The organism is Sorangium sp. So ce128, from assembly GCF_051525245.1.
GTDB classification, from domain to species: Bacteria; Myxococcota_A; Polyangia; order Polyangiales; family Polyangiaceae; genus Sorangium; species Sorangium cellulosum_B.
Map to the genome: position 1 here is coordinate 546,390 of NZ_CP150313.1, position 24,756 is coordinate 571,145.

General features: G+C 72.0%; 19 protein-coding genes. 7 read left to right on the forward strand and 12 right to left on the reverse strand.

All coding sequences use genetic code 11. The features are described 5' to 3' along the window. Positions 1 to 84: 84 nt before the first annotated feature. From WME82_RS02200 to WME82_RS02210, 3 genes are all read right to left on the reverse strand, one after another. Positions 85 to 783: a hypothetical protein gene (locus tag WME82_RS02200; protein WP_438041486.1), complete on the reverse strand. Its 699-nt coding sequence runs from the start codon at positions 781 to 783 to the stop codon at positions 85 to 87. 13 nt (positions 784 to 796) lie between these two features. Beyond that, positions 797 to 1,633, reverse strand: a complete 837-nt coding sequence (locus tag WME82_RS02205) for a TrmH family RNA methyltransferase (RefSeq protein ID WP_438041487.1) — start codon at positions 1,631 to 1,633, stop codon at positions 797 to 799. A gap of 159 nt (positions 1,634 to 1,792) precedes the next feature. Next, the gene (locus tag WME82_RS02210; RefSeq protein WP_438041488.1) at positions 1,793 to 2,353 is read right to left on the reverse strand and encodes an ureidoglycolate lyase; all 561 of its coding nucleotides are present in this window, start codon (positions 2,351 to 2,353) and stop codon (positions 1,793 to 1,795) included. A gap of 214 nt (positions 2,354 to 2,567) precedes the next feature. Between WME82_RS02210 and WME82_RS02215 the strand changes: the two genes are divergently transcribed. From WME82_RS02215 to WME82_RS02230, 4 genes are all read left to right on the forward strand, one after another. Beyond that, a complete protein-coding gene (locus WME82_RS02215; protein ID WP_438041489.1) occupies positions 2,568 to 3,194 on the forward strand; it encodes a LemA family protein in 627 nt (208 codons plus the stop codon). Between the two features lie 14 nt (positions 3,195 to 3,208). Then, positions 3,209 to 3,994 (forward strand): TPM domain-containing protein, encoded by a 786-nt coding sequence (locus WME82_RS02220; RefSeq protein WP_438041490.1) that lies wholly within the window; start codon positions 3,209 to 3,211, stop codon positions 3,992 to 3,994. A gap of 218 nt (positions 3,995 to 4,212) precedes the next feature. Next, positions 4,213 to 5,424, forward strand: coding sequence for a thiolase family protein (locus tag WME82_RS02225; RefSeq protein ID WP_438041491.1), 1,212 nt, complete (start codon positions 4,213 to 4,215; stop codon positions 5,422 to 5,424). A 160-nt stretch (positions 5,425 to 5,584) separates the two neighbouring features. Next, positions 5,585 to 6,154, forward strand: a complete 570-nt coding sequence (locus tag WME82_RS02230; RefSeq protein WP_437743892.1) for a peptidylprolyl isomerase — start codon at positions 5,585 to 5,587, stop codon at positions 6,152 to 6,154. Between the two features lie 61 nt (positions 6,155 to 6,215). On the opposite strand, the gene WME82_RS02235 is transcribed toward WME82_RS02230, so the two are convergent. The 3 genes from WME82_RS02235 to WME82_RS02245 all read right to left on the reverse strand — a co-directional run bounded on the left by WME82_RS02235 (position 6,216) and on the right by WME82_RS02245 (position 10,216). Then, positions 6,216 to 7,313, reverse strand: coding sequence for a hypothetical protein (locus tag WME82_RS02235; RefSeq protein ID WP_438041492.1), 1,098 nt, complete (start codon positions 7,311 to 7,313; stop codon positions 6,216 to 6,218). A 174-nt stretch (positions 7,314 to 7,487) separates the two neighbouring features. Further along, positions 7,488 to 8,432, reverse strand: a complete 945-nt coding sequence (locus tag WME82_RS02240; RefSeq protein ID WP_438041493.1) for a CHAD domain-containing protein — start codon at positions 8,430 to 8,432, stop codon at positions 7,488 to 7,490. A 92-nt stretch (positions 8,433 to 8,524) separates the two neighbouring features. After that, positions 8,525 to 10,216 (reverse strand): ribonuclease J, encoded by a 1,692-nt coding sequence (locus WME82_RS02245; RefSeq protein ID WP_437861487.1) that lies wholly within the window; start codon positions 10,214 to 10,216, stop codon positions 8,525 to 8,527. 343 nt (positions 10,217 to 10,559) lie between these two features. Here WME82_RS02245 and sppA point away from each other — a divergent pair, with 343 nt between their 5' ends. From sppA to WME82_RS02260, 3 genes are all read left to right on the forward strand, one after another. Next, a complete protein-coding gene (gene sppA / locus WME82_RS02250; protein ID WP_438041494.1) occupies positions 10,560 to 12,359 on the forward strand; it encodes a signal peptide peptidase SppA in 1,800 nt (599 codons plus the stop codon). Between the two features lie 507 nt (positions 12,360 to 12,866). Beyond that, complete coding sequence (locus WME82_RS02255) at positions 12,867 to 16,286, forward strand: vitamin B12-dependent ribonucleotide reductase (protein WP_438041495.1); 3,420 nt, start codon at positions 12,867 to 12,869, stop codon at positions 16,284 to 16,286. Between the two features lie 336 nt (positions 16,287 to 16,622). Further along, positions 16,623 to 17,141, forward strand: a complete 519-nt coding sequence (locus WME82_RS02260; protein ID WP_438041496.1) for a hypothetical protein — start codon at positions 16,623 to 16,625, stop codon at positions 17,139 to 17,141. Between the two features lie 24 nt (positions 17,142 to 17,165). Here the strand turns inward: WME82_RS02260 and thiL are convergent, their stop codons facing one another. The 6 genes from thiL to WME82_RS02290 all read right to left on the reverse strand — a co-directional run bounded on the left by thiL (position 17,166) and on the right by WME82_RS02290 (position 24,557). Beyond that, complete coding sequence (gene thiL, locus WME82_RS02265; RefSeq protein WP_438041497.1) at positions 17,166 to 18,155, reverse strand: thiamine-phosphate kinase; 990 nt, start codon at positions 18,153 to 18,155, stop codon at positions 17,166 to 17,168. After that, positions 18,152 to 19,756 (reverse strand): sensor histidine kinase, encoded by a 1,605-nt coding sequence (locus WME82_RS02270; RefSeq protein WP_438041498.1) that lies wholly within the window; start codon positions 19,754 to 19,756, stop codon positions 18,152 to 18,154. The genes thiL and WME82_RS02270 overlap by 4 nt, the downstream gene beginning before the upstream one ends. Continuing rightward, on the reverse strand, positions 19,753 to 20,481 hold the full coding sequence (locus WME82_RS02275; protein WP_012233021.1) for a GTP-binding protein: 729 nt from the start codon (positions 20,479 to 20,481) through the stop codon (positions 19,753 to 19,755). Before WME82_RS02275 ends, WME82_RS02270 begins: the two co-directional genes overlap by 4 nt. Positions 20,482 to 20,589: 108 nt before the next feature. After that, the gene (locus WME82_RS02280; protein ID WP_437861544.1) at positions 20,590 to 22,407 is read right to left on the reverse strand and encodes a dynamin family protein; all 1,818 of its coding nucleotides are present in this window, start codon (positions 22,405 to 22,407) and stop codon (positions 20,590 to 20,592) included. Between the two features lie 44 nt (positions 22,408 to 22,451). Beyond that, the gene (locus WME82_RS02285; protein WP_437743905.1) at positions 22,452 to 23,345 is read right to left on the reverse strand and encodes a M48 family metallopeptidase; all 894 of its coding nucleotides are present in this window, start codon (positions 23,343 to 23,345) and stop codon (positions 22,452 to 22,454) included. 168 nt (positions 23,346 to 23,513) lie between these two features. Continuing rightward, positions 23,514 to 24,557, reverse strand: coding sequence for a homoserine kinase (locus WME82_RS02290; RefSeq protein ID WP_438041499.1), 1,044 nt, complete (start codon positions 24,555 to 24,557; stop codon positions 23,514 to 23,516). Between the last annotated feature and the right edge of the window lie 199 nt (positions 24,558 to 24,756).

Sequence of the window (24,756 nt, forward strand, 5' to 3'; positions counted from 1 at the left end):
GTTCTTGCAAGGGCGGATACGTCGGGGCGCGCTGGGGGCTCCTCGCGCGGCGGGGGCGCGGGCGGGGCGCGCCCCGCGAGCGGCTCAGAGCGTGAACTCGACGCTCTTTTCTTCGGTCGCGGCGGAGGGAGACAGATCGAGCGCCATGCTGTACGAGCGCTGGCCGACCCGCGCGCTCAGGCGGACGCGGATGGGGGCCGTCGCGTCGTTCAGCTTGTCGAGCCGCACGACGACGCGGTAGCGGCCCCGCGCCGGCTCGCCCTCGGTGAGGAAGACGTTCTCCACGTTCTGCTCCTGGCATTCGCCGCTCACGCGCGGGCAGTCGCGGTCCTTCATGAGGCCGCTCGCCGTCGGCTCCCCGACGCGCGCGAGCTCTCCCGCCGGGTCATAGACGTTGAGATCGACGTCGGCCTCGGGCTCCTCCCAGGCGATCGTGAACTGGAGGATCCCTGTGTGGAGCCCGCAGCCCTCGTCGATCACGCCGTTGCAGTTGTTGTCGCGGGCGTCGAAGCAGAGCTCGACCCCCGTCGGTGTGCAGGCGATCTCGAGCCCGACGCCCTCGGGGACCTTGATGTCCTTCGGCTGGAGGGGCGGCCTGGGCGGGGGCGGCGGCACCTCGATGCAGCCGGCGAGGAGCAGGGCGAGGGCGGTCGCGCCGCGCGCGCCGCGCGCGACGTCGATCGCCGCGCGGGCGAGGCGCTCGCGGAGGCCGTGAGGCGCCGGCGGGCGCGGCGCGGCGCGACGGGCGCGCGGCTCGCGCTGCGGGGGACCGGGGCTTCGCATGGGGGGCTGCATGTTATCCGCCTTCAGGCTCCCTTGGGGCGCCGGCGCTGCGCGTCTCGAGCGTGGGCGGCGCGGGCGGCTTCCGCGGCTTGGGGCCGCGCGGCTTCGGGGGAGGGGGCGGCGTTCCTCCGAGGGGCAGGGGCAGGTGCATGCCCCGCGCGGCCAGGATCTCCGCCGCGTGGGGGACGGTGAGCACCAGCGCGCGCGCATAGAGCGTGATCTGGTAGGGCTCCGGCAGGTCGCCGGGACGGCCGTTGGTCGCGTGCTCGAGCAGGATCGCCGCGGTGACGCTCACGTTGAGGCTCTCCGCGAAGCCGCGCATCGGGACGCGCACGGCGCGGGCGCAGGCGGCGGCCAGGTCGGGGCGGATGCCGTCGCGCTCGTTGCCGAGCACCAGCGCGAGGCGGGGGATGCTCGAGAGGTCGCGCGGGGTGAGCTCGCCTTCCGGGTGGGTCGCCACGAGCTCGTGCCCCGAGGCGCGGAGCGCGGCGATCGCGGCCTCGGTGGTCGCGTGCGTGCGCACGTCGACCCAGCGCTCGGAGCCGCGCGAGACCGTGTTCGAGACCAGGAACTGCTCGGCCCGCTCGATGATGTGCAGGCGCTGCAAGCCGAACGCGTCGCAGGAGCGGAGCACGGCGGCCCCGTTGTGCGGATCGTGCGGCGCATCCATGGCCACGGTGACGGCGTCGAGCCGCGCCGCGATGACGCCGCGCAGCCGGGCCCTGCGCTCGTCCGTGACGAACTCCTCGAGGATGCGGGCGACGTCGGCGACGTCGAGGGAGTCGAGCGCGGCGAGCAGCCTTCGCTGCTCCTGCGCGACGAACGAGCAATTGGGGGTCGAGCGGCGCATGGCGGGGGGCGCCTCTATAGCGCGGCGCGCGCCGGGAGGCTGCGGCGCAGCGCGGCCCGGACGCGCCCGCCCCCCAGGCCGCCTCGGTCGCTCCGAGCAGCGGCGGCGCGGGCCATCGCGCCGCGCGGGATCGGCGACGATGAAGGAGACGTCCGGCCGTCAGCGTTCGATCGCGCCGATCGCGTCGATCGCGTCGATCGCGACCGCGATCCGCTCGCTCTCTGCGTACTCGACCACGGCGCAGTCGCCGGGAGAGCCGTCCTCCCAGGCCAGGCAGACGAAGTCGGCCTCGGCGTCGAGCGCGATCATGGGGTGGTGCCACACGCCGGGGCGATAGGTGATGCCCTGGGCGCCGTGGGCGATGAAGGCGCCGAGCGTCGTGAGCTCGGGCCTGTCGCCGCCGAGGGCCACGACGACGAGGTAGCGCCGCGCGCTCATCGGCACGAACGCCTGGGTCGAGCCGGGGTGCTTCTCGAGCAGGGCGATCGGGAGCGGGAAGCTCGAGCGCGGGGCGCAGCGGAACACCGAGACGTTCAGCGAGGCGTGCCCGGGGCGGAGGTTCTCTATCGCGGCGAGGTGATCGAAGCGCCGCGCCGTCCCCTGATTGGCAGGCCTGCCGGGCTCGCCGTGCGGCGAGGCCATGAGGATGTCGCCATACGGCGCATAAGCTGCGGGGCTGAGCGAATGGGCTGCGATGCGCGGGCGGTGGCTCATCGTCATGGGCGACTGTGGCGGCCTGCCACGCGTGTGGCTTCCCTGAGGCTCTCCTGCGCGGTGCATGGAGCGCGCCGGCCGAGGGCACGACAGGGAAAGGGTATCACGTCGCGGGCGCGCCGCAGCACGCCAGCCCGCCGCGAGCGCCATGGGGCCGGGTTTTGCAGGGCGCCTCGCGACGCTTACCCGACGGGTGATGCAAGCGACCCTGGAGCCAGTCATGCGGATTGTTCACAAATCGACATTTCGGAAGCGCCTCGCGGTGGCCTCTCTGTTCCTGGCGGTGCTCGCCGTCATGACGTCCGTCGTCGGCTGCCAGCGCTACGACGTGCTGGTCGAGAAAGATCAGATCGCGGCCCAGAAATGGTCCGATCTCGAGGCGGATCTCCAGCGGCGTTACGACCTGGTCCCGAACCTGGTGGCGGTCGTGAAGGGGTCGGCCAAGCACGAGGAGCAGACGCTGGCGAGCGTCGCCGAGGCGCGCGCCCGCGCGACCAGCGTCCAGCTCAAGGCCGACGATCTGACGGATCCGGAGAAGGTGCAGGCCTTCCAGAAGGCGCAGGAGCAGCTCAGCGGCTCGCTCTCGCGGCTCCTCCTGGTGCAGGAGCAATACCCTGATCTCAAGGCGAACCAGGGCTTCCACAGCCTCCAGGTCCAGCTGGAGGGAATCGAGAACCGGATCCTCCGAGCGCGCCAGGAGTACAACCAGGCAGCGCGCGAGTACAACGCGGAGCTCCTGAAGATCCGGGGCCAGGTGGTGAACAAGGCGACGGGCCAGCCGTTCAAGCCGCGCGTCTATTTCACCGCCTCTCCCGAGGTCCAGTCGGCGCCGAAGGTCTCGTTCTGATGAGGGGCGCGGCGATGCGCCGGATCGGCACGAGCGGGGCGCGGCTGCGGGCCGTGGCCAGGGCCGTCGCGGCCGCGTTCGCGCTGGTCTGCGCGCTCGTCGCGCGGCCGGCCCTGGCCGACTTCACGCCGCCGGCGCTCACGGGGCACGTCATCGACACCGCTGGGCGGCTCGATCCGCCCGACATCCGCGCTCTCGACGCGAAGCTCGATCGCATCCGCCGCGAGACAGGGTTCGAGATCGTCGCCTTCGTGGCCGGATCCCTCGAAGGCGAGACGATCGAGGACGTCGCCTACGAGGCCTTCAACACCTGGCAGCTCGGCCAGCGCGGGGCCGACAACGGCGTTCTCCTCGTGATCGCCCCGAACGAGCGGCGCGTCCGGATCGAGACGGGCAAGGGCGTGGGGGGAGCGCTCACGGATCTCCAGTCGAACGACATCATCCGGCAGACCATCAACCCGCTGCTCAGGCAGGATCGATTCCGCGACGCCATCGACCAGGGAACGGCAGAGATCGCCAGGACGCTCGTCGCCGGGACACCCGAGGAGGAACGGCGCCCGGCGCCCGACACCCGACCGGCGCCCGCTCCGGTCTCGCCGATCAAGGTCGGCGTGACGGTCGTCGCCATCGTGGCGGCGCTCGTGCTGGCGCTGATTTCGCCCTCCTTCCGCTGGTTCCTGTGGCTCGTCCTCCAGGCGATCCTCTTCCGAGGTGGCGGCGGCGGCCGCAGCGGCGGCGGCGGGTTCGGTGGCGGCGGCGGCGGTCGCTCCGGCGGGGGCGGATCCAGCGATAGCTACTGAGCCGCTGCGCGCCGCCTCTTCACCCTGTGCAGGACGGATCGGGCCGATCGGTCGGCGTCCGCGCCGGCCTTTCGATCGGCCGCTGTGCTCACCCCTGGCGTGACCGGGCGGGCACACACGACATCGACGCCGGCGCGGCGCGGGTCGAACCGAGCGGAGATTCCAGGGCGCGCGCGATCTCCCGCTGCGCGCTGACCAGGCGACGCTACGCTCTCGTCATGGCTGCTGCCCTGCGCCCTGTCTTCGTCGTCGACGCTGTCCGGACCCCTATCGCCCGTTACGCCGGCGCCCTGGCGACGGTCCGCCCCGACGACCTCGCAGCGCACGTCCTCGACGCGCTCGTGCGTCGCAATCCTTCGCTTGCGCCGCGCCTCGATCACGTCGTCTTCGGCGCGACGAACCAGGCCGGAGAGGACAACCGCAACGTCGCGCGCATGGCCGCGCTGCTCGCCGGCCTCCCTTACGAGGTCCCGGGCGTCACGGTGAATCGCCTCTGCGGCTCGGGGCTCGAGGCGGTGGCCGACGCCGCGCGGATGATCGCCACCGGAGAGACCGACTGCGCGATCGCGGGGGGCGTCGAGAGCATGACGCGCGCGCCGTTCACGATGCCCAAGCAGGCCGAGCGCTTCGATCGGAGCGCGCCGACCGTCTACGATACGACCCTCGGCTGGCGCTATCCGAACGCGAAGATGGCCGCGCGGTTCGAGCTCCAGTCGATGGGGGAGACGGCCGAGAACGTGGCCAAGAAGCACGGCATCAGCCGCGACGAGCAGGATCGGTTCGCGCTCCTCTCCCACGAGCGCGCCACGCTCGCCTGGGAGTCGGGGGGCTTCGCCGCCGAGGTGGTCCCCGTGCTCGTCCCCCAGAAGAAGGGCGAGCCCGTCCTGTTCGAGCGCGACGAGGGCGTGCGCGCCGACGCCTCGCTCGAGGCGCTGTCGAAGCTCAAGCCGGCCTTCCGCGACGGCGGGACCGTCACGGCGGGCAACTCGTCGCCCCTCAACGACGGCGCCGCGGCCCTCCTGCTCGCCTCGGGCGACGCCGTGCAGGCCGCCGGCGCGACGCCGCGCGCGCGGGTGATCGCGACGGCGACCGCCGGGGTGGATCCCAACCTCATGGGGGAGGGGCCGATCCCGGCCGTGAAGAAGCTCCTCCAGCGGACCGGGCTGCGCGTCCCCAACGTGGACCTCTTCGAGCTCAACGAGGCGTTCGCGGCGCAGGCGCTCGCGTGCTCACGCGCGCTCGAGCTCGACCCGGCGCGCGTCAACGTCCGCGGCGGAGCGATCGCGCTCGGGCACCCGATCGGCTGCTCGGGCGCGCGCATCGCGTGCACCCTCGTGCATGCGATGCGCGCGCGCGGCGCCAAGGTCGGGGTCGCCTCGCTGTGCATCGGCGTCGGCCAGGGCATAGCGACGCTCTTCGAGCGCGCGTGAGGTCATTTCGCCGCTCGTTCGCGGCGCCAGATGAGATAAGACCGCCGCAGCAGAACGCAGGAAGGGGGGCCAGCGGCTCACCTCCCTCGGCTGATGCCGCCGCCTCGGCGGCCAAGAACTGACGGCGCCGCCTCGGCGGCCAAGAAAAGGAGAAGGCCTGATGGAATTCCCCCCGATCAACGTGCCCGGCACCGGCAAGCTTCACGCTCGGCTCAAGACCTCGCTCGGTGACATCACGGTCCGGCTCGAGGAGGAGGGCGCCCCCAACACGGTCAAGAACTTCGTCGGCCTCGCCATGGGCACCATCAACTGGACCGATCCGAAGACCGGCCAGGGGATGCAGGGGACGCCCTGTTACGACGGCGTCCGCTTTCACCGCGTGATCTCGGGGTTCATGATCCAGTGCGGTGACCCGCTCTCGCGCTACTCGGACAAGGCGCAGCTCTGGGGCACGGGCGGCCCCGGGTACAAGTTCGCCGACGAGTTCAACCCCTCGCTGAGGCACGAGGGCGCCGGCGTGCTCTCCATGGCCAACGCCGGCAAGAACACGAACGGCGCGCAGTGGTTCATCACCGACGGGCCGACGCCGCACCTCGACAACCGCCACACGGTGTTCGGCAAGGTCGTGAGCGGGCAGGACATCGTCAACCGCATCGCCAACGTGGCGACCACGCGCGATCGGCCCAACCAGGACGTCGTCCTCGAGCGCGTCGAGATCTTCCGGCAGTAGGCGCGCTGCGCGCCGCGCGGCGCCGTTCAGCGCCGCGCGGCCAGCGCGGTGCTTCGCTCGTTCAGCGGGCGCAGCAGACGGTGATCCTGTCGTCGCCTTCCTCGATCTCGCCGCTGGGGTCGCCGCCGCGCGGCTGGCAGCTGCCGCTTCCGGTCACCTCGATCGACACCGAGGCGGCGGGGGACGGATCGCCGACGCAGGCCCCGTTGAACGGCACGGTCTCGGCGGGCCCCCGGCAGCGGGTCTGCTCGAAGAGCGTCAGCGTCGCCGCGCAGCGCACGCCGTCCGTGTCGCACGTGCACCGCGTGCAGCCGCGGTTGTCGACCATCGAGCTCGCGAACACGTGTCGTTCGCCGAACCCCTCGGGGCAGCTCCGCTCGCCGTCGCGCCAGACGCAGACGCCCTGCTCGAACGGCGCATCGATCTCTTGCGGGGCGCAGGCCTCGCCGGCTTCACATCCGCCGGCGTCCGCCCCGGGGGCGCACACGAGCCCCTCGATACCGAAGCGCGGCGGCGGCAGCATCGCCTCGCCGCCCGACGCGGCGCACGCCGCCGAATCCACGTTGGGCGCTTCGCCGCTGTAGCTGCCGGGCTGGAAGTCGCCGAGGTTGATGCAGTTCTCCGCCTGCACCGGCAGCGTCGCGCTCCCCCCGTCACACGCGCCGTCCACGTACACCGTGACCGCGGGCGCCTCGCACTCCACGGTCGGCGCGCCGCACGCGCACGGGCTGCAGGTCGCGGGCGTGTCGAGGGGGTCGCGGCCGCCCACGTCCACCCGCTCGGAGAAGCCCTCGGGGCAGGCGACGTCCGCGGCCTCGGGGCCCTGGTACAGGAGGCCGGGCCCTTGCCAGTCCTCGGGCACGGCGACGCAGGCGAACCCTCCGCAGTCGTCGTCGGCGCAGTCGACGGCGCCATCGCCGTCGTCATCCTCGCCGTTGGTGCACCGCTCGCCGCCGCCGGCGCCGCCGCTGCTGCTCGTGGTGCTCCCAGCCGCCGTCTGGCCTCCTCCAGCTCCGCCGGAGCTGCTGGCCCCGCCGGAGCCGCTCCCGGACGGCGCCGGGAAGAGCTCGGGCTCGAACTGGTCGAAGTCCTGGGTGCAGGCGCTCGCCGCGAGGAGAGCGACGAGCGCGGTGACGCTTTGGAAGGCAGAGCGGCGCAACACGACCTCCGGGATCGGCGGGCTTCGCCTCGGTTCGAAGGAGCCCGACCGACGGTACCACGAAGCGCCCGCCCGCACGGCGAGCTCCGCAGCCGGCAATCCCGGTGACCCTTCGCCCCGTCCGAAGCGCGCCTGCTGCGGCGCTCCTTGCTGCACCGCGCCCCGTGCGCTGCGTCATCCGCTCGGGAGCGCGCGGGGATCACCCGACCAGAGCGATGTGAGCGTCTCGAGCTCCCGCGCGAGCTCCTCGGTCGCCTTGTGAGCGAGCCGCGCCCGCTCTGCGACGAGCGCCTCGATGACGGCCGCGCGCGCGTCGGGCGCCAGCTCCTCCGCGCTCCTCATCTGCGCGAGCGCCTCGTCGGCGTCGTGCAGCTGGCCGAGGCGGCGCTGCATCCGTGACGCGGATTTCGCGGTGCGCTCGGCGCGCTCTCCGAAGAGCGGCGAGAACGTCTCCGCGGAGTAGCGCAGCCGTTTGAAGCGGATCCGGAGCGCGTGCATGGCCGCGCCGTCGCCCGGGTCGCTCGCGGCGAGCGCGCACACGTCGTCCAGGGCATCACCGATCGCTCGCCTCGCGAGCGCCTCGGCGCCGCGCTTCCTCGCTTTCCGGCGCGAGATGCGCCGATCGAGGCGCGCGAGGTGAGGCTCCAGCCGGAGCCGCTCGCCCGCGGCCGGCGCGTCGGCCTGGGTCGCGCCCGTGTCGCCCGCGGCCGGCGCGTCGGCCTGGGTCGCGCCCGCGTCGTGCGGGCGATCCTGCCGGAGCAGCTCGACGATGTGGGCCCTCGCCTCGCGCTCGAGGCGCGCGCGCTGCGCGACCCATCCTGCGACGGCCGCCCGGGCCGCCTCGTCCAGCTCGAGCGCGGTGAGCGTCTCGCGCAGCACCTCCTCGTCGCGCAGCGCGCCGGTCGCCCGCGCGAACTCACGGAGCCCTTCGGCCACGGGGCGGAGCCGCCTCCTGCCGTAGATGCGTCGCGCGGGCTTGAGCAGCGTCCGGAGCCGGCGAAGCGAGACCCGGAAGTCGTGCACCGCCTCCGCGTCCGGCTCCGCGCTCTCGCCCTGCTCGCTCGCGGCGACGACGCGCCGCGCATCGGCGCGGACGCGCTCGATGTGGGAGAGCAGCACTGGACCCAGGAAATCTCGCGCGGAGAGCCTCGCGCCGTCGCCGGCTCCGGCGCCACCGCCGCCCGAGGGCGGGGGGCTCCCCTCGAGCGGCGTCACAGGCGCGTGAGCGCCACCGTCACCAGCGGGCGCCTCCCGAGCTTCGCCTCGAGCGTCCGGCGCGCCGCGAGCCGGGCGATCTCGATGATGTCGTTGTCGCGGCGCCGCGCGCGCGGCTCGCAGTCGTTCACCGCCTGCGCGACCGCGCGCGCCGCGGCCCTCAGCGCGCCGCCCTCGAGCTCCCCGGTGACCCCGCGGGCGAGGACCTGCGGCGGCGCCGCGAGGGCGCCGTGCACATCGACGACCAGCGACACGAAGGCCACCCCGGAGCGACCGAGGTTCGCTCGCTCCCGGAGGACCTCCTCCCCGAGCTCCTCGCCGCCCGCCGTCGCCACCCGGCCGGTGACGGCCCGGCCGCTCCGGCCGAGCGGCTGCGTCTTGCCGATCTCGACGACGTGGCCGTTCTCGGCGACGAGCACCTCGGCCACGCCGCGCTCCCGCGCGAGCTCCGCGTGCCGCGTCAGGTGGTGCAGCGCGCCGTGCACGGGGAGGAAGCTGCGCGGCTGGGTGAGGTCGATCATGCGCGCCTGCTCCGTCCGGTGCGCGTGCCCGCTCGCGTGGACGCGCCGATCCGTCGACCACGTTACGAGCTCGACGCCGAGGCGGAGCAGCCCGGCCATCATATCGACGACGGGGCGATCGTTGCCCGGGATGACGCGGCTCGAGAGCACGACCCGATCCCCCTCTTCGAGGCGCAGGAGCGGGTGCGTCCCCGAGGCGAACCGCGTCAGCGTGGAGGCCCGCTCGGCCTGCGTGCCGCTCGCGATGACGAGGAGCCGCTCGCGCGGCATCGAGGAGGCGACCTCGGGCGGGACGAGCAGGTCGCTCGGCCACGGGAGCCTCCCCACGGCCTGCGCGGCCCGCACGTGCGTCTGCACGCTGCGGCCGAGCAGGCAGATCTTGCGGCGCGCGCGGATCGCGGCCTGACCGAGGGCGAGGAGGCGCTGGACGTTCGAGGCGAAGACGCCGACCACGACGCGCGCCGGCGCGGTCTCGACGAGCTCCGCCAGCGCGTGGGCGACGGCGCGCTCGCTCCCCGCCTCGCCGGGCGAGTCCACGTTGGTGCTGTCGGACAGGAGCAGCCGGACGCCGGCGTCGCCGAGCGCCCGGAAGCGGGCCTCGTCGGTCGGCTCGCCGTCGAGCGGCGTCGGGTCCAGCTTGAAGTCCCCGGTATGGACGACGAGCCCCGCGGCCGTGTGGATCGCGAGCGCCGTCGCGTCGACGATCGAGTGCGTCACCCGGAGCGGCTCCACGACGAAGCCGCCGATCGCGACCTCGCGCCCGACCTGCGTGGGCAGCAGGCGCACCTTGTCCTCGAGCGCGTGCTCCGCGAGCCGGTAGCGCACAAGCTCCAGCGCGTGCGGCGGGCCCCAGACGGGGACGTCGAGGTGACGCAGGAGGAACGGCAGCCCGCCGATGTGATCCTCGTGGCCGTGCGTCAGCACGATGCCGCGCACCTGATCACGGAGCGCGAGCACGTGATCGAAGCGCGGGTGATACACGTCGACGCCGAGGTCCGTGCTCGGGAACGTGACCCCGCAGTCGATGAGCAGCAGCCCATCGGCCTGCTGGAGCGCGAGGCAGTTCATCCCCACCTCGCCGAGCCCTCCGAGGGGCACGAGCCGCAGGGTGGACGGCGCTGGCGGGGGGAGCTGGCTCGGGGCGGGGGCGCTCTGCTCGGGATGCACGTTTGGTGGAGGGGGGCTGCCACCCAGGGCGCCGGGGGCCTACGGCCCGCGGCTTGCTGAGCTGGTCTGAAAGAGAGAGGACGACTTCTTCAAGACGTAACCCACATCGGCTCGCCGTCCCCTTCGAAACTTGGAGCGACAGTGTAGCCACAGGGTGGCCCCTTGCGTCACGCTCTCTCTTTCCAGTTCCACCGCCGGGGCCAGGCGGCGCCGACCTCACCACCGGATCTCGTGCCGCGCGGACCGGTTCCTGCACACCCTGTCTCCCCCCACCCCATCGTGACCGCCGGCGGACGCCGAGCCGCCTTTCCGTCGCCCATCCCCTGATTCCGAGGAGCCTCCGGTGATCGCTGCCCTGCTCGTCAATCTCCTCCGCCTGCTGCTGCTCCCCGTCAGCGCGCTCCGCTGGGCGTTTGCTGCACCTCGGGGCGGGTATGTCGTCCTCGAAATCGATGGCCGCGTGGTCGACCTGCAGCCCCCCCGGGTCCGCCTCGCGCTCCCGTGGCGTCCGAGGAAAAGGGCTCCGCTCTCGGTGGAGCGCGTCCGTGAGCTCGGCAAGCACCTGATGAAGGATCCGCGCCCGGCGGGGCTGCTCCTCCGGATGCGGTCGGTGCACGCGGGGCCGGCGGTCGCGGCCTCGCTGCGGGACGCGCTCCTCGAGATCCGGGCGGGGGGCAAGGACATCGTCGCCTACCTGCCGATGGGCGCCGACACCACGATGCTCCTGCTCGCCTCGGCCGCGCGGGCCATCGTCGTCGGGCCCGAGACGATGGTGTCGCCGCTCGGGTTCGCGGTGGAGGGCCGCTACGTGCGCCGCGCCCTGGAGCAGGTCGGCGTCGAGCCCGAGGTGTTCGCGAAGGGGATGTACAAGAACGCCGGCGAGGTGCTCGTGCGGGACACGATGAGCGCCGCGCAGCGCGAGCAGGTGGGCGCCCTGCTCGACGGGCGCTTCGGGGATCTGACCGCGGCGCTCGCCCAGGGGCGCCGCGTCGATCGCGAGACGGCCGCGCTGTGGATCGACGAGGCCCCCTTCGGCGCGGAGCAGGCCGTCGCGCGAGGCATCGTCGACGCGGTCGCGTACGAAGACGAGCTCGAGCACATGCTCGCGGCGGGGTCGCTCCCCTGCGCGACCGCGGCGCCGCGCCGCGCCGAGATCGGCGCGGAAAACGCGGACGGCCCGCCGGGCGCAGGAGCTCGCGCCGCCGCGCGGCATTCGAAGAGCCGCCTCGTGGCGGCGGGCCGCTACCTGGGCGCGCGGCGCGCCCTCTCGATGACGCCGGTGTGGCCTCGGCCCGTCCTCGGCGTCATCGAGGTGCACGGCGCGATCGTCAGCCGCGCCCGCTTCCGGGGCGCCTCCCTGGCCAGCGAGGAGCGGCTCGTCGCGAGCCTGCGCGCGGCGCGGCAGAACCCGCGCGTCCAGGGGGTCATCCTCCACGTCGACTCGCCGGGCGGCTCCGCGCTCGCGTCCGACAGGATCCACCACGAGGTCACCCGCCTCGCGGAGGTGAAGCCCGTCGTCGCGTGCCTGTCGAACGTGGCGGCGAGCGGCGGCTACTACGTGGCGGCGGCCGCGCACGCGATCGTCGCGCAGCCGCAGACGATCACGGGGAGCATCGGCGTGGTCTCGGCGCGCTTCGCGCTCGGTCCGCTGCTCGAGCGCCTCGGCGTCTCGACCGACGTCGTGAAGCGCGGCGCGCGGGCCGACCTGTTCTCGCCGTCGCGCAAGCTCGACGCGGGGGAGCGGGCGGTGGTGGAGCGCGAGCTCGACGCGATCTACGCGGCGTTCCTCCGCGTCGTCGCCCGCGGCCGCCGCCGCCCGGTCGAGGAGATCGAGCCGCTCGCGCAGGGGCGCGTCTACAGCGGCGCCGACGCGCAGGCGCGCGGCCTCGTCGACATGCTCGGCGGGTTCGAGCGGGCGCTCCACGAGCTACGCCAGATGATCGGGCCCAAGGCGGCGGCCATCGAGCCGGCCATCGTGCGCGCGTCGCGGTACATCCCACCTCCACCGCTGCTGCCGGCGCCGGTGCCCACGCTGCTCGAGCTCGTCGGGCTCCGAGGGATCGCCCAGGAGGTGGCGCTCGCCATCCACTGCGAGGGGGAGCGGGTGCTCGCGTATTGCGCGGAGGCGGACGACCTGGACTAGATGGCGACGGCCGGGCGGGGCCCCAGCACGCGCCCACGCCCACGGCTCCATGGAAGAGCTGGTGGTTGGTTAGGCGCATTCCCGGGAAGAGGCGGATTTTCTCGCGGGAGAAGCTGTGCGTAATCTGTGCGCCCGGTGGGTAGCACCTGTTCAGAACTGATCACGGATCGCTAGGAATCCCGTACCGGACAGAGAGGCCCTATATGTGGGCCCTGTTCGGAGGGAGATCCCAACATGTAGCGGTTCTCCTTGACGCACGGACCGTTCGCGAGTTTGGATAGCAAGCGGTCAGGCGCTCCCGCATGTCGGCGCACGCCTTTCAGGCATGGCACCTGAAACTATGCTCACTGGTCTGAAGACGGAACGTTTGAGCAGGTAGTAGGGGAGAAGCGATGAGACCTGTGGAGATCGAGGCGATGAGGCCTCGGAGTTCTCCAGGGAACTCTTTGTGCTTTCGGTAGGACCCGGGTCACCGCCAGGTGCGGTGGTTCACAGGAGGACTTGGAAATGGCCCAGTCGGCAGTTGTGGGTGACGGCGGTAAGCTCCCCGCCGGGAACGGCAAGATGGCGGCACGGACGAAGGAAGAGGGGGGGGCTCGTCCGGTGACCGGGGGGGCCGCCAAGGCGCAGGTCGACGGCGCAGCCTCGAAGAAGGGCGCGAAGAAAGGGGCCTCGCGCCCCCGCGGGCTCGGGTTCGACCGGCGGTTCACGCACCGGGCCGCGGATCCGCTCGATGAGGTCACCTGGGAGCGCCGATCGAGCGTCATCACCAACCCCGACGGCTCGGTCGTCTTCAAGATGGAAGGGGCCGAGATCCCCGCCGGCTGGTCGCAACTAGCGACCGACATCGTCGTCTCCAAGTACTTCCGCAAGGCGGGGATCCACGGCAAGAAGGAGCTCGGCGAGACGAGCGTCCGCCAGGTCGTCCACCGGCTAGCGCGCACCATCCGCGAGGCGGGTGAGCACTTCGGTGGCTACTTCGCCTCGGCGAAGGACGCGGACACCTTCGAGGCGGAGCTCGCCTACCTGCTCGTCCATCAGTACGGCGCGTTCAACTCGCCCGTCTGGTTCAACTGCGGGCTCTACCACCGGTACGGCATCGAGGGGTCGGGCGGCAACTACGCCTGGAACGAGGCCTCGGCCGACGCGGGGAACGGGAGCGCCAACGGGAAGGCGTCGGCGCCTCGAACGAACGGGGCGGGCGCGGTCGACGACATCGTCGAGACCCGGAACGCTTACGAGCGGCCGCAGTGCTCCGCGTGCTTCATCCAGGCGGTCCAGGACGACCTGATGAGCATCTACGACCTCGTGAAGAGCGAGGCCCGGCTGTTCAAGTACGGGTCGGGGACGGGGACAAACTTCAGCTCGATCCGCGGGAAGCAGGAGAAGCTCTCGGGCGGCGGGACGAGCTCGGGGCTCATGAGCTTCCTCGAGGTGTTCGACCGCGCCGCCGGCGCGACCAAGAGCGGCGGCACGACGCGACGCGCCGCGAAGATGGTCTGCCTCGACATGGACCACCCGGAGATCGTCGACTTCATCCAGTGGAAGGTCCGCGAGGAGAAGAAGGCGATGGCGCTCATCGGCGCGGGGTACCCCTCCGACTTCAACGGCGAGGCGTACCACACGGTGAGCGGGCAGAACTCGAACAACTCCGTGCGCGTGAGCGACGAGTTCATGCGCGCGGCGGCGACGGGCGCGGCGTGGGAGACGCGCTCCCGGACGACCGGCGAGGTCGTCGACACGCTGAGCGCCAAGGATCTCTGGCGCCAGATCGCCGAGGCGGCGTGGGGCTGCGCCGATCCGGGCGTGCAGTACGACACGACCATCAACCGCTGGCACACCTGCCCGAACACGGCGCGCATCAACGCCTCGAACCCGTGCTCGGAGTACATGTTCCTCGACGACTCGGCCTGCAACCTGGCGAGCCTGAACCTCACCAAGTTCCTCCGCGAGGACGGCTCGTTCGACATCGAGGGCTACCGCCACGCGGTGCGGGTGTTCTTCGTCGCGCAGGAGATCCTCGTCGACTTCTCGGCGTACCCGACCCGCGGCATCGCGAAGAACTCGCACGACTACCGCCCGCTCGGGCTCGGTTACGCCAACCTCGGCACCCTGCTCATGCTGCAGGGCATCCCGTACGACTCCGATCAGGGGCGCTCGGTGGCGGGCGCGCTCACCGCGATCCTCTGCGGCCACGCCTACCGGGTCTCGGCGGAGATCGCCGCCGCGAAGGGGCCGTTCGCCGGCTTCGCCAGGAACCGCGAGCCGATGCTCCGGGTGATGGGCATGCACCGGGACGCCGCCTACGCGATCGACCGCGACCGCTGCCCGGAGTCGCTCTGGCGGGCCGCGTGCGCCGACTGGGACGAGGCGGTCCGGATCGGGCAGGAGCACGGCTACCGCAACGCCCAGGCGACGGTGCTCGCCCCGACCGGCACCATCGGCCTCCTGATGGACTGCGACACGACGGGCATCGAGCCCGACTTCTCGCTCGTGAAGTTCAAGAAGCTCGCCGGCGGCGGCTACTTCAAGATCGTGAACCAGTCCGTGCCCGAGGCGCTCCGGCGGCTCGGCTACCCCGAGGCCGAGGTGCAGGAGATCGTCGCCTACGTCTCCGGCACGAACACGCTCCTGGCGGCGCCGCACGTGAACCGGGCGTCGCTCAAGGCGCGGGGGCTCACGAGCGACGACCTCGCGAAGGTCGAGGCCGCGATCCCCGGCGTCTTCGATCTGGATCTCGCCTTCGGCCCCTGGATCCTCGGCGAGGAGGCCTATGACAGGCTCGGCGTCTCCAAGGAGTCGCGGGCGCGCTTCGGCTTCTCGCTGCTCCAGCACCTCGGCTTCTCGGCCGCGGAGATCGAGGAGGCGAACGAGACGATCATCGGTCGCATGACGGTGGAGGGGGCGCCTCACCTGCGCGAGGAGCACTACGCGGTGTTCGACTGCGCCAACCGCTGCGGCAAGAAGGGCCGGCGGTACCTCGCGCCGATGGCGCACGTCCGCATGATGGCGGCCGCGCAGCCGTTCCTGTCCGGCGCCATCTCGAAGACAGTGAACCTGCCGAACGACGCGACGGTCGAGGAGGTGCAGCGGATCTACGAGGAGGGGTGGCGCCTCGGGCTCAAGGCGGTCGCGCTCTACCGCGACGGCTGCAAGGCGTCGCAGCCGCTCTCGTCGACCTCGAGCTCGAGCGACAGCAAGGAGAGCAAGGGCAAGGCCGACAAGGCCGAGGTCGCCGCGCCCATCGTCCAGGCAGCGACCGCGCTGGCGAGCCAGGCGCGCCCGCGCTCGCCCTCGGCGGCGGCGCCCGAGCGGTTCCGCCTGCCCAGGAAGCGCAAGGGCTTCACGCAGGAGGCGCGCGTCGGCGGGCACAAGATCTACCTCCGCACCGGCGAGTACGACGACGGGACGCTCGGCGAGATCTTCATCGACCTCCACAAGGAGGGCGCCGCGTTCCGCTCGATGATGAACTGCTTCGCGATGGCGGTGTCGATCGGGCTCCAGTACGGCGTGCCGCTCGAGACCTTCGTCGAGCAGTACACCTTCACCCGCTTCGAGCCGCAGGGCATCGTCGAGGGGCACGACTACGTGAAGATGTCGACGTCGATCGTGGACTACCTCTTCCGCGTGCTCGGGGTCGAGTACCTGAACCGCTACGACCTCGCGCACGTCCAGCCGGTCACCTCGGCCATGGAGGACCCTGTCGAGTCGCGGGCGCAGGAGAGCGGCGCGGCGTCGTTCTCGCAAACCGCGCCGGCCGCGGTGGCGCTGGTCGAGGGCGGCGGACGGACGGCGAGCGCGCTCGACGCGCAGCTCGAGGACATGATGGGCGACGCGCCGGTCTGCGACGGCTGCGGGCACATCACCGTGAGGAACGGGGCCTGCTACAAGTGCCTCAACTGCGGCAACAGCATGGGGTGCAGCTGAGCTGCGACGGGCGGGGGTGGGGGTGACGAGGGAGGGGCCGGCGGGGGGCCCTCCCACGAACTCGCGCCTTTTCGTGGCTGTTGCCTCGTGAACGGGGGGGACGGGTCTGAGGGGCTTCGCTGCGATGCGGGCCGGCGCTCGGATTCGTGGGGCCCTCCCCCGCCGGCCCCTCCCTCGTCACCCCCACCCCCGCCGACTCGGGGGGAAGGGGAGGGTGGGGGTGATCGCTGAGCGTTTGGGGGGAGGCGGGCGCGGGAGCGCTGCGGGTGAGGCCGTACGGGCTTGTACTCGGGCAGCCGTATGGATGCGCTCGGAGAAGCTCTGTAGAAGACGGGCATGATCCGGTCGCGTTCGTCCATCGCCTTCGCCGTTCTTGTCTGCAGCATCCTGTCGAGCTCCTGCCGGAAAGAAGAAGCAGAGCCGGAGACGATCCCCGCGCCTACGCCGACGGTCGCGCCTGTGGCGGCCGATCCGGTGCCGGCGGCGACACCGACGCCCGCTGCGACACCGACGGCGGCGGCGACGCAGGAGCCCGCGGCGGCCCAGGAGCCCGCGGCGGCTTCCGCCGGGGCTGCGGCGGCAGCCGATGCAGGGGCGGCGACCGCCGAGGGGGCGACAGGGGCGACGACGTCACGCGGGGGAGGCGCCTCCATCCAGGCGTGCTGCACGGCGCTCCACGCGGTCGCCACCAAGTCGGGCAAGTCGCCGGAAGCCAAGTCGAAGGCGGCGACGGCATCCCATCTCTGCGCCGGGATCGAGAAGCTCGTGAAGAGCGGGAAAACCCCGCGCGCCAAGGCGCTCACCCAGATCCGAGCAAGCCTCGCCGGGACCACAGCGCCCGCCGAGTGCAACTGAGCCAGGTCGCGCCACGCTGGCCGCTCAGGCGAAGTGGTCGTACCCCCGCGGCACGAGGCCCGTGAGCTGCCCGCCCGGTCCGAGCAACGCCACGTCGCTCTCGCCCTCCTCGCGCGACACGCAGCGGCCGATCGCCACGAAGCCGGCGAGCTCCCCGACGTCGGGGCCCGCGACCACGACCGCATAGTCCTCGCCGCCGTAGAGCGCTAGATCCAGCGCGTCCAGGCCGAGCTGCGCGGCGGCGTCGCGGAGGTCGGCGCTCACGAGCGCCGCAGGATCGAGCAGCGCGCGCACGCCGCTCGCGCGCGCGAGGTGCGCCACATCCGCGACGAGGCCGTCGGAGACGTCGATCGCCGCGCGGGCGCGCCCCGCCGCGCGGAGGCCCGCGTCGATGCGCGCCACCGGGCGGCGGAACGCGCGGATCGCCTGCTCGGCCGCGGCGCTGGCCGGCGAGATGCCGCGATCGAGCAGCGCAAAACCGGCCGCGGCGAGGCCGACCGGACCGGCGAGCGCGAGCGCGTCGCCGGGCCGCGCGCCGTCGCGCCTGAGCGGCAGAGCCGCGACGCCGAGCGCCGTCGTGGTGATCGAGATCTCGCCGCCCCGCGAGAGATTCCCGCCGATGACCGCCGTGCCGATCTCGTCGCACGCGGCGCGCTGACCCCTCGCCAGCGCGCCGAGCTCGTCGTCGCTCACGCTCGGAGGAAGCACCAGCGCGGCCAGCAGGCCGACAGGGCGCGCCCCCATCGCCGCGAGATCGCTCGCCGCGGCCATCGTCGCGCGGTAGCCGAGATCCTCGAAGCCCAGGAGATCGCGCCGGAAATGGACACCCTCGACGGCGCTGTCGACCGTCCAGACGAGCGGCTCCGGGGCGCCCGGGAGGGCGCCGCCCCGCGGGGTCACGGGCGCGAGGATCGCGGCGTCATCGCCGATGCCGCACAGAACATGATCGCCCGCCGCACCCCCGAGCACGGCGCGCAGCATGTCGATGCGCTTCCACTCGGAGCGTCCGCTCATTGGAAGATGGGCGGCAGGACGCTGTTCGCCGGCGAGCCAGCGACCGTCGGCAGCTTGACCACGAACACCGTGCCGCGCGGCTCGTTCGGCTCGATGCGCACCGTGCCGCTGTGCGCCTCGACCAGGCGCTTGACGATCGAGAGACCAAGCCCCGTGCCGCCGTGCTCCCGCGTCGAGCTCTGATCGATCTGGTAGAACGGGTCGAACACCTTCAGCCGCTCGCCGGCAGGGATGCCGATGCCCGTGTCCACGACGCGGATCTCGACCGCCTGCTGGAGAGGCGCGACGAGCACCAGCCCGGGGAGATCGTCCATGTCCTCGCTCACGGCGCGCGCGACGAGCAGCACCTCGCCCCCCGCCTCGGTGAACTTCACCGCGTTCTCGACGAGGTTGATGAACACCTGGCGCAGCCGGTCGCCGTCCCCCAGCACCGGCGGGAGATCGTCCTCGGCCTGGATCCGGAGCTCGACGCCCTTCTTCGAGGCAGCTGGCGCGATGGTCGACGCCGCCTCGACGAGCACCGGGCCGACGGCCACCTCGGTGCGATGCACGATCAATGTGCCGCTCTCCAGCTTCGAGAGGTCCAGGAGGCTCATGATGAGCCCGAGCAGCTGCTCGCTCTTCGACCGGATCGTATCGATGAACTCGCGCTGCTCATCGGTCAGAGGCCCGCCGATGCCCTCGGCGAGCATCTCGCTGTACCCCATGATCGACGTGAGCGGGGTCCGGAGCTCGTGCGACACCGTGGCCAGGAAGTTCGACTTGAGCCGGTCGAGCTCCTTCAGCCGCTCGTAGGCCTGCTCCAGCTCCGCGTTCTTCTGCGACAGCTCACGGAAGCTCTCGCGGATCGACGCGACGTGCATCGTCGAGGTGAGGAGCGATTTGTGCCCGCTGAACAGGATCAGATCGAGGACCGAGCGGAGGTGGTCCGCGATCGCGCCGAGCCGCTCCGGCCGGAGCCGCGGCGTCCGCAGCCGCCCCTCCGCCGCAGGCGCGAGATCGAGCTGGGACGCCGCCTCGATCTGCGCGACAGGGAGATCGTCGAGGCCGTCGGGCAGGTAGGGGCCCAGGATCGACCGGCCGATCGCACGCCCGTCGTACTCGATCGGGAACACCTGGTAGAGCGCGCCCTCGAAGCAGGGATCCGCGACCTCGCTGCCGGCCGACGCGCCTTGTTTTGCCGTCCGATCCGCCGGCGCCACGCTCGCCCGCCGGCCTTCCTGCTCGCCGGTCAGGCCGCCGAGCGGCGGGAGCGGCGCGAGCGCGCCCGACTCCGCGAGCGTGGCGCCGTTGATCGATTGGATCCGGATCGGCAATCCGAACAGCTTGTGAAATGACGCCGCCATCTCCCCGAGGGCCTGGCGATCCACGAGATCCTCGAGCGAGAGGGGGCCGATGCCGACGAGGTCGACCACCGGCGCCGCCGCGGGGGGAGGCAGCGTCGAGGGCTCAGGCGCGCTGGACGCGCCGTCGCGCTTCGAGGAGCTGGGCCCGTCCGCGACGCGCGCCGACGGCATCGGCGCGGAGCCCGGCATGCTGAGGAGATCCTCGTCGTCGAGACCGAAATCCGCCGGCGTCCCCTTGTGGGCGTCGGGCCTCATGGAACGATCCGGGAGCTCTTCTCGAGGCTGCCGCCCATTCGCCTCGCGAGGAGGTCGTTCACCGAGCTCGTCACCCCGAGCTGGCGCGCCGCGCTGTTCAGGAGCTCCTCGCCGCTGATCGACAGCCGCTTCGAGAGCTGATGCGTCTGATCGAGCGTCTCCCACGTGAGGTGGAGAAGACCCATGAGCGTCTCCACCGTGCCCACGCCGCGGGTCGCGACGGCCTTGTACACCGGCTCCTTGCCCCGCGCGGCGAGCCGCGCCAGCTCCTCGTCGCTCCGGATGTCGGGCAGGTCGCGCTTGTTGAACTGGATGACGAGCGGCATCCTCGCGAGATCGAGGCCGTTCTCTCGGAGGTTCTGGCGGAGATCGAAGAACGCCTCGGCGTTTCGCTGCGTCTCGGAGATCTGCGAGTCGGCGATCAGCGCGACCCCGTCCGCGCCCTGGAGCACGAGCCTCCGGGTGGCGGCGTGCATCGGCTGGCCGGGCACGGTGAACAGCTTGATGCGGAGCGAGACGTCGCCGTCCTTCGCGCGGAAGGTGAGCGGCAGGAGATCGAAGAACAGCGTGCGATCGTCCTGCGTCTCGAGCGTCATCAGCCGTCCGCGAGCGTCTGACCCGGCGAGGCCGTGCAGCGAGACGAGGTTCGTCGTCTTGCCGCTGAGCGCCGGGCCGTAATAGACGAGCTTGATCGTCACTTCACGGGCTGCGAAGTCGAGCTGCACGGCCGCATTCTCGCATGAGCGCCCGACGATTGGATATGGCCACGGCGCATGGCGGAGGAGGCCGGGCTGGGCCGGGTCTCCTCCCTTGTCAGGAGGCGTGCGCCCCGCTCAGGCCGAGCCGCCCGGCGCGTTGGGCACGCTGGACACGGGCGGAGGGATCGGCCTGCTCTCGCCGTTTTCGACGGTCCAGAGCGCGCTCCGCAGCCCCTCCAGGCGCGACGTCAGCGCCTGGAGCGCCTCGGCCTGGGCGTCGCACGCCTTGAGCTGGCTCTCGCTGCTCGGCTCGGCTTGGACCCGCTCCTCGCGCGCCGCCTTGAGGACCTCGATGACCTCCCGGTGCAGCTCCTGGCCGGCCGTGACCACCCACGCGTCGAGCCGGCTCGCGAACTCCTGGATCATCTCGTCGAGCTTCGGCCCGATCCGGGTGGCGGCCTCGCGCAGCGCGATCGGCGCCATCTCCTTCGCCTTCTTGCGGGTCTCGGCCTCGACCTTCTCCTTCACGTACACGGCCAGGACAGGCGCCGCGAGCGCCAGGATCCCGCCGAGCAGGGCGTTCGTGAACATCACGCCGAGGCCGATGGTGAAGAGCGCGAAGACGCCGACATCGTAGCCGAACGTGTCGACCTCGACGTTCGGCGGCTTCACGTCGCCGCCGAGCGCCTCGCTGACCCGCTTCGCCACGTCGTGCGCGTCCTCGCGCACGAGCGCGATCGTCTTCTCGGCGAGCGCCTCGAGCGCCGTGGCGATCTCCTTCGTCTCGGCCTGCGCCCACTCGGCGAACGTGCGCTCCAGGAACGCCCCGAGGTAGACCTTGATCTCGTCGGTGTGGGCCTCGTCGATGATCGCCGGGAGCTGCCGGAGCACATCGTCGACGAAGCGATCGAGGTCGCGGTGCACCCACGCCCGGATGGCGCTCACCTCCTCGCGGATGCCGGCGCGCCGCTCCTCGATGGTGCGCGACTGGCCTGCCAGATCCTTCTCGATCATCTCGATGCGGCGGCTGAGCTCCTCGCGCGACATCGCGGTCGCCCGCCGCCGCGCGTCCACGCCCTTGCCGAGCAGGCGCGCGGACTCGAGGCCCTCGCCGAGCGCGTTGTCGAGCAGGATGCGCCCGCGCTCCTCGGCGAGGAAACGGGTCAGGTGATCGAGCAGCTCCGGCATCCCGCTGCCGGGCCGATCACCCTCCAGCGCCCGCTCGCTCGAGATCGGGAAGACCACGGGCGATTTCACGAGCTTCCCGAGCTCGCTCCGGATGTAGGCGAGCGCCTCGACCTCCTCGTCCTGGCTCCAGATGTCGCGCTTCGTCACGACGAACAGGATCTTGTCGCGCGACTGCCCGAGCAGCTTCTCCTGGAGGAAGACCCGCTCGCTCTCCTTGAGCGGCTGGCCGGCGTCGATGAGGAACAGCACGGCGTCCGACCGCGGGATGTAGCTGTAGGTGATGTCCGCCCGCTGGAGCGAGAGGTCGTTCACCCCGGGGGTGTCGACGAGGACCACGCGCTCGCGCAGGAGCTCGGCCGGGTACCCCACCTCGAGGAACTTCACCTCGCCGGCGCTCGACGAGCGCTCGCCGCCGACGGTGAAGGCCCGCACGTCCTCGAACGGCAGGCCGGTGCGCTCGCCCGACGCGTAGACCACCTCGGCGCGCGGATCGGCCGCGTACTCGAGGTGGTGGATCACCGCCGTCGTGGGCGTCACGCCGACGGGGAGGATCGAGGCGCCGAGCAGCGCGTTCACGAACGTCGTCTTGCCGTGGTTGAACTCGCCGACCACCACGAGGTGGAAGCGATCGGCGTCGAGCTTCTTCACGAGATCGTTCGTGATGCGCGTCGCGACGCTCTTGGCGCCGAGGGCCTCGGCGAACGTCACGAGATCCCTGAGCGCCCCGGTCACGTCGTCTTTGCGGCTGTGGAAGGATTCGAGCATGTGCGTCTACCTCGGCCTTGCGCCTTGCCAGGAGCGGGAGCCCCTCAGCCCCAGATCTTGATGACTTCGTGCACCTTCTCGTCGACCTCCTCCATGGAGAGGCCGCCCGCGCCGAGCCCGGCGTGGCGCTTGTAGAGCTCGCTCTCGGCGAAGGCCCGGAGCGCGAGGACGCGCTTCGGCAGCCACGGGTGGCTGGCCGTGAACTCGGCGAACCTGCCGACGCCGCCCTTGCCCTCCTCGTGCTGGGCGATGAACGCCTCGAGGTTGAGCTCCTCGTACAGCTTGGTCGAGCCGAGCGCGAGCTTGGTGAGCGCGCGCGTCGAGACGTCGAGGCTCTTCGCGCAGAGCAGGCCGGCGCGGTCGCAGGTGACCTCGGCCCGGCGCGACCAGCCGGAGAGCGCGAGCATCGCCGGGCCGACGATCCACTTCACGAAGACCGACGCCATCCGCGTCAGGTAGTGCATGGCGGTCAGGTAGACCACGTGGCTGTTGTGGATGTGGCCGCACTCATGGCCGATGACGCTGAGCAGCTCGTCGTCGGTGAAATGATCGACCAGCGCCGAGTGCACCATGATGAACGAGTCGTCGTTCGTCCCGTAGGTGGCCGCGTTGAGGGTGGGGCTGTTGACGATGTAGATCGTCGGGGTCGCGATCCCGAGCGTCTCGGCGCAGTGGACCGCGAGCTTGTGGACACGCGGGAACTGCGCGGGGCCGACCTTGACGGCGTGGCCGAGCAGCTCGTTCTTGCCGACCGTCTTGAACAGCCTGACCGCGGCGGTCACGGCGAGCTCGACCGGACGCATCTTCTCGAAGGCGAGCCGCGTGTTCTTGTCGGACACGTAGGCATACGCGTTGCCCGCGCCGTCCCCGCCGCCCGCGCGCTGGCCCTTCCGTCTCTCGATGAAGCCCTTGAAATCGAGCGTTCCGACCTGTGCCATTCGGCGAAGGTAACGGCCTAGCCGGGACCGCGCAACGCCGCCATCGCCACGCGCAGCGAAGTTAACGCAAAATCACAGACGACCTCCGCTCACATCTGAATCAGACGGCGAAGGCGCCAAGCAGACGGTGATCAGACAGCGGAAGACGTCGGCGCGAGTCGACGCGGATCAGACGCCGAGCAGAGCGAGGAGCCCCTCCGGGCCGAGGCGCTCGAGCGTCCGCTGCCGCGCAAGGAAGCGCCGGAAGTCCTTGTAGACACCGCTGCCCTTCGGGCGGAGCTCGAAATCGGTGATGCGCGTGATGGAGAACCTCAGCGCCGCGATCACGCTCTCGTGGAACAAACGGTCGCGCTCCTCGGTTGAGAGCGGCCGCACCGCCGTGTAGCCGGCGGCGAGCGCGGCCACGAGATCCGGGTCGAGATCGTCGCCGAAGCACCACGCGAGCATCGTGACGGCGAGGTCGAACGCGGCGCTCCCGCGCGAGGCGCTCTCGAAATCGAGCAGCGCCGAGATCTCGCCGGCCTCCCAGAGCACGTTGTCGCGGAAGAGGTCGCCATGGATCAGCGTCTGGGGGCCGGGTGTCCGCGGCGCCGCGGCGCGGATCCGTTCGAGCCGGCCGGTGAGCTCGTCGACGGCGGCGGCCACGTCGGGCGGGAGGGCCGGGGCGGGAGCGGGGGCCGTCGACTTCGCGCCCGCAGGGGAACGGAGCCCCCGGAGCCGCTGGTCGAGGCTGTCGAGGTCGAACCGGCTGGCGTTCGCCCCCTCGAACGAGGCGCCGACGAGGTGCACCCGCGCCAGGGCCGCGCCGACGCGGCGGGTCGCGTCCGGCGTGACGCGCGCCTGGCAGAGCGACGATCCCCCGACCCACGGGAACAGCGCGACCGGCTTTCCAGCGTGCTCCGCGACGAACGCGGCGCCCTCCGACGCGGCGTCCGTGTCGGAGGGCGCCGCGTCGCGGCGCCGGAGCGGCTGCGGGGTGGCGACGCCCCCGGCCGCGAGGTGCTCGAGCATGCGGGCTTCGCGTGACGCCGCGCCGAGCTGCTGCTCCTCGTAGACCCGCAGGAACACCTGTCCGCGGCCGTCGGCGAGCGCCAACGCGAAGTTGGAGTTGACGCTCCCGGCGAGCAGGCCGCGCACGTCGGCGATCTCCAGGCCGTAGAGCGCGCCGATGCGGCGGGCATCCGCGAGCGAGAGGGGGGTCAGGATGGCCATCGCGGCGCAGGGTAGCCTCGCCTCGCCCGCGGTCTCTACAGGAACCTGGAGGAGCGCGCCGAGCGGGAGGCGAGGAGGGACGGGGAGGCAACGGAAGGGGGACGAGCGGCGAGAAAATGCGCGCTCCGCACGAAGATCCGCGGTGCCCCTGGTCGCGGACCGGCCCCGCGTGCGTTATGAAATCGAGTGAGCGGGAGCG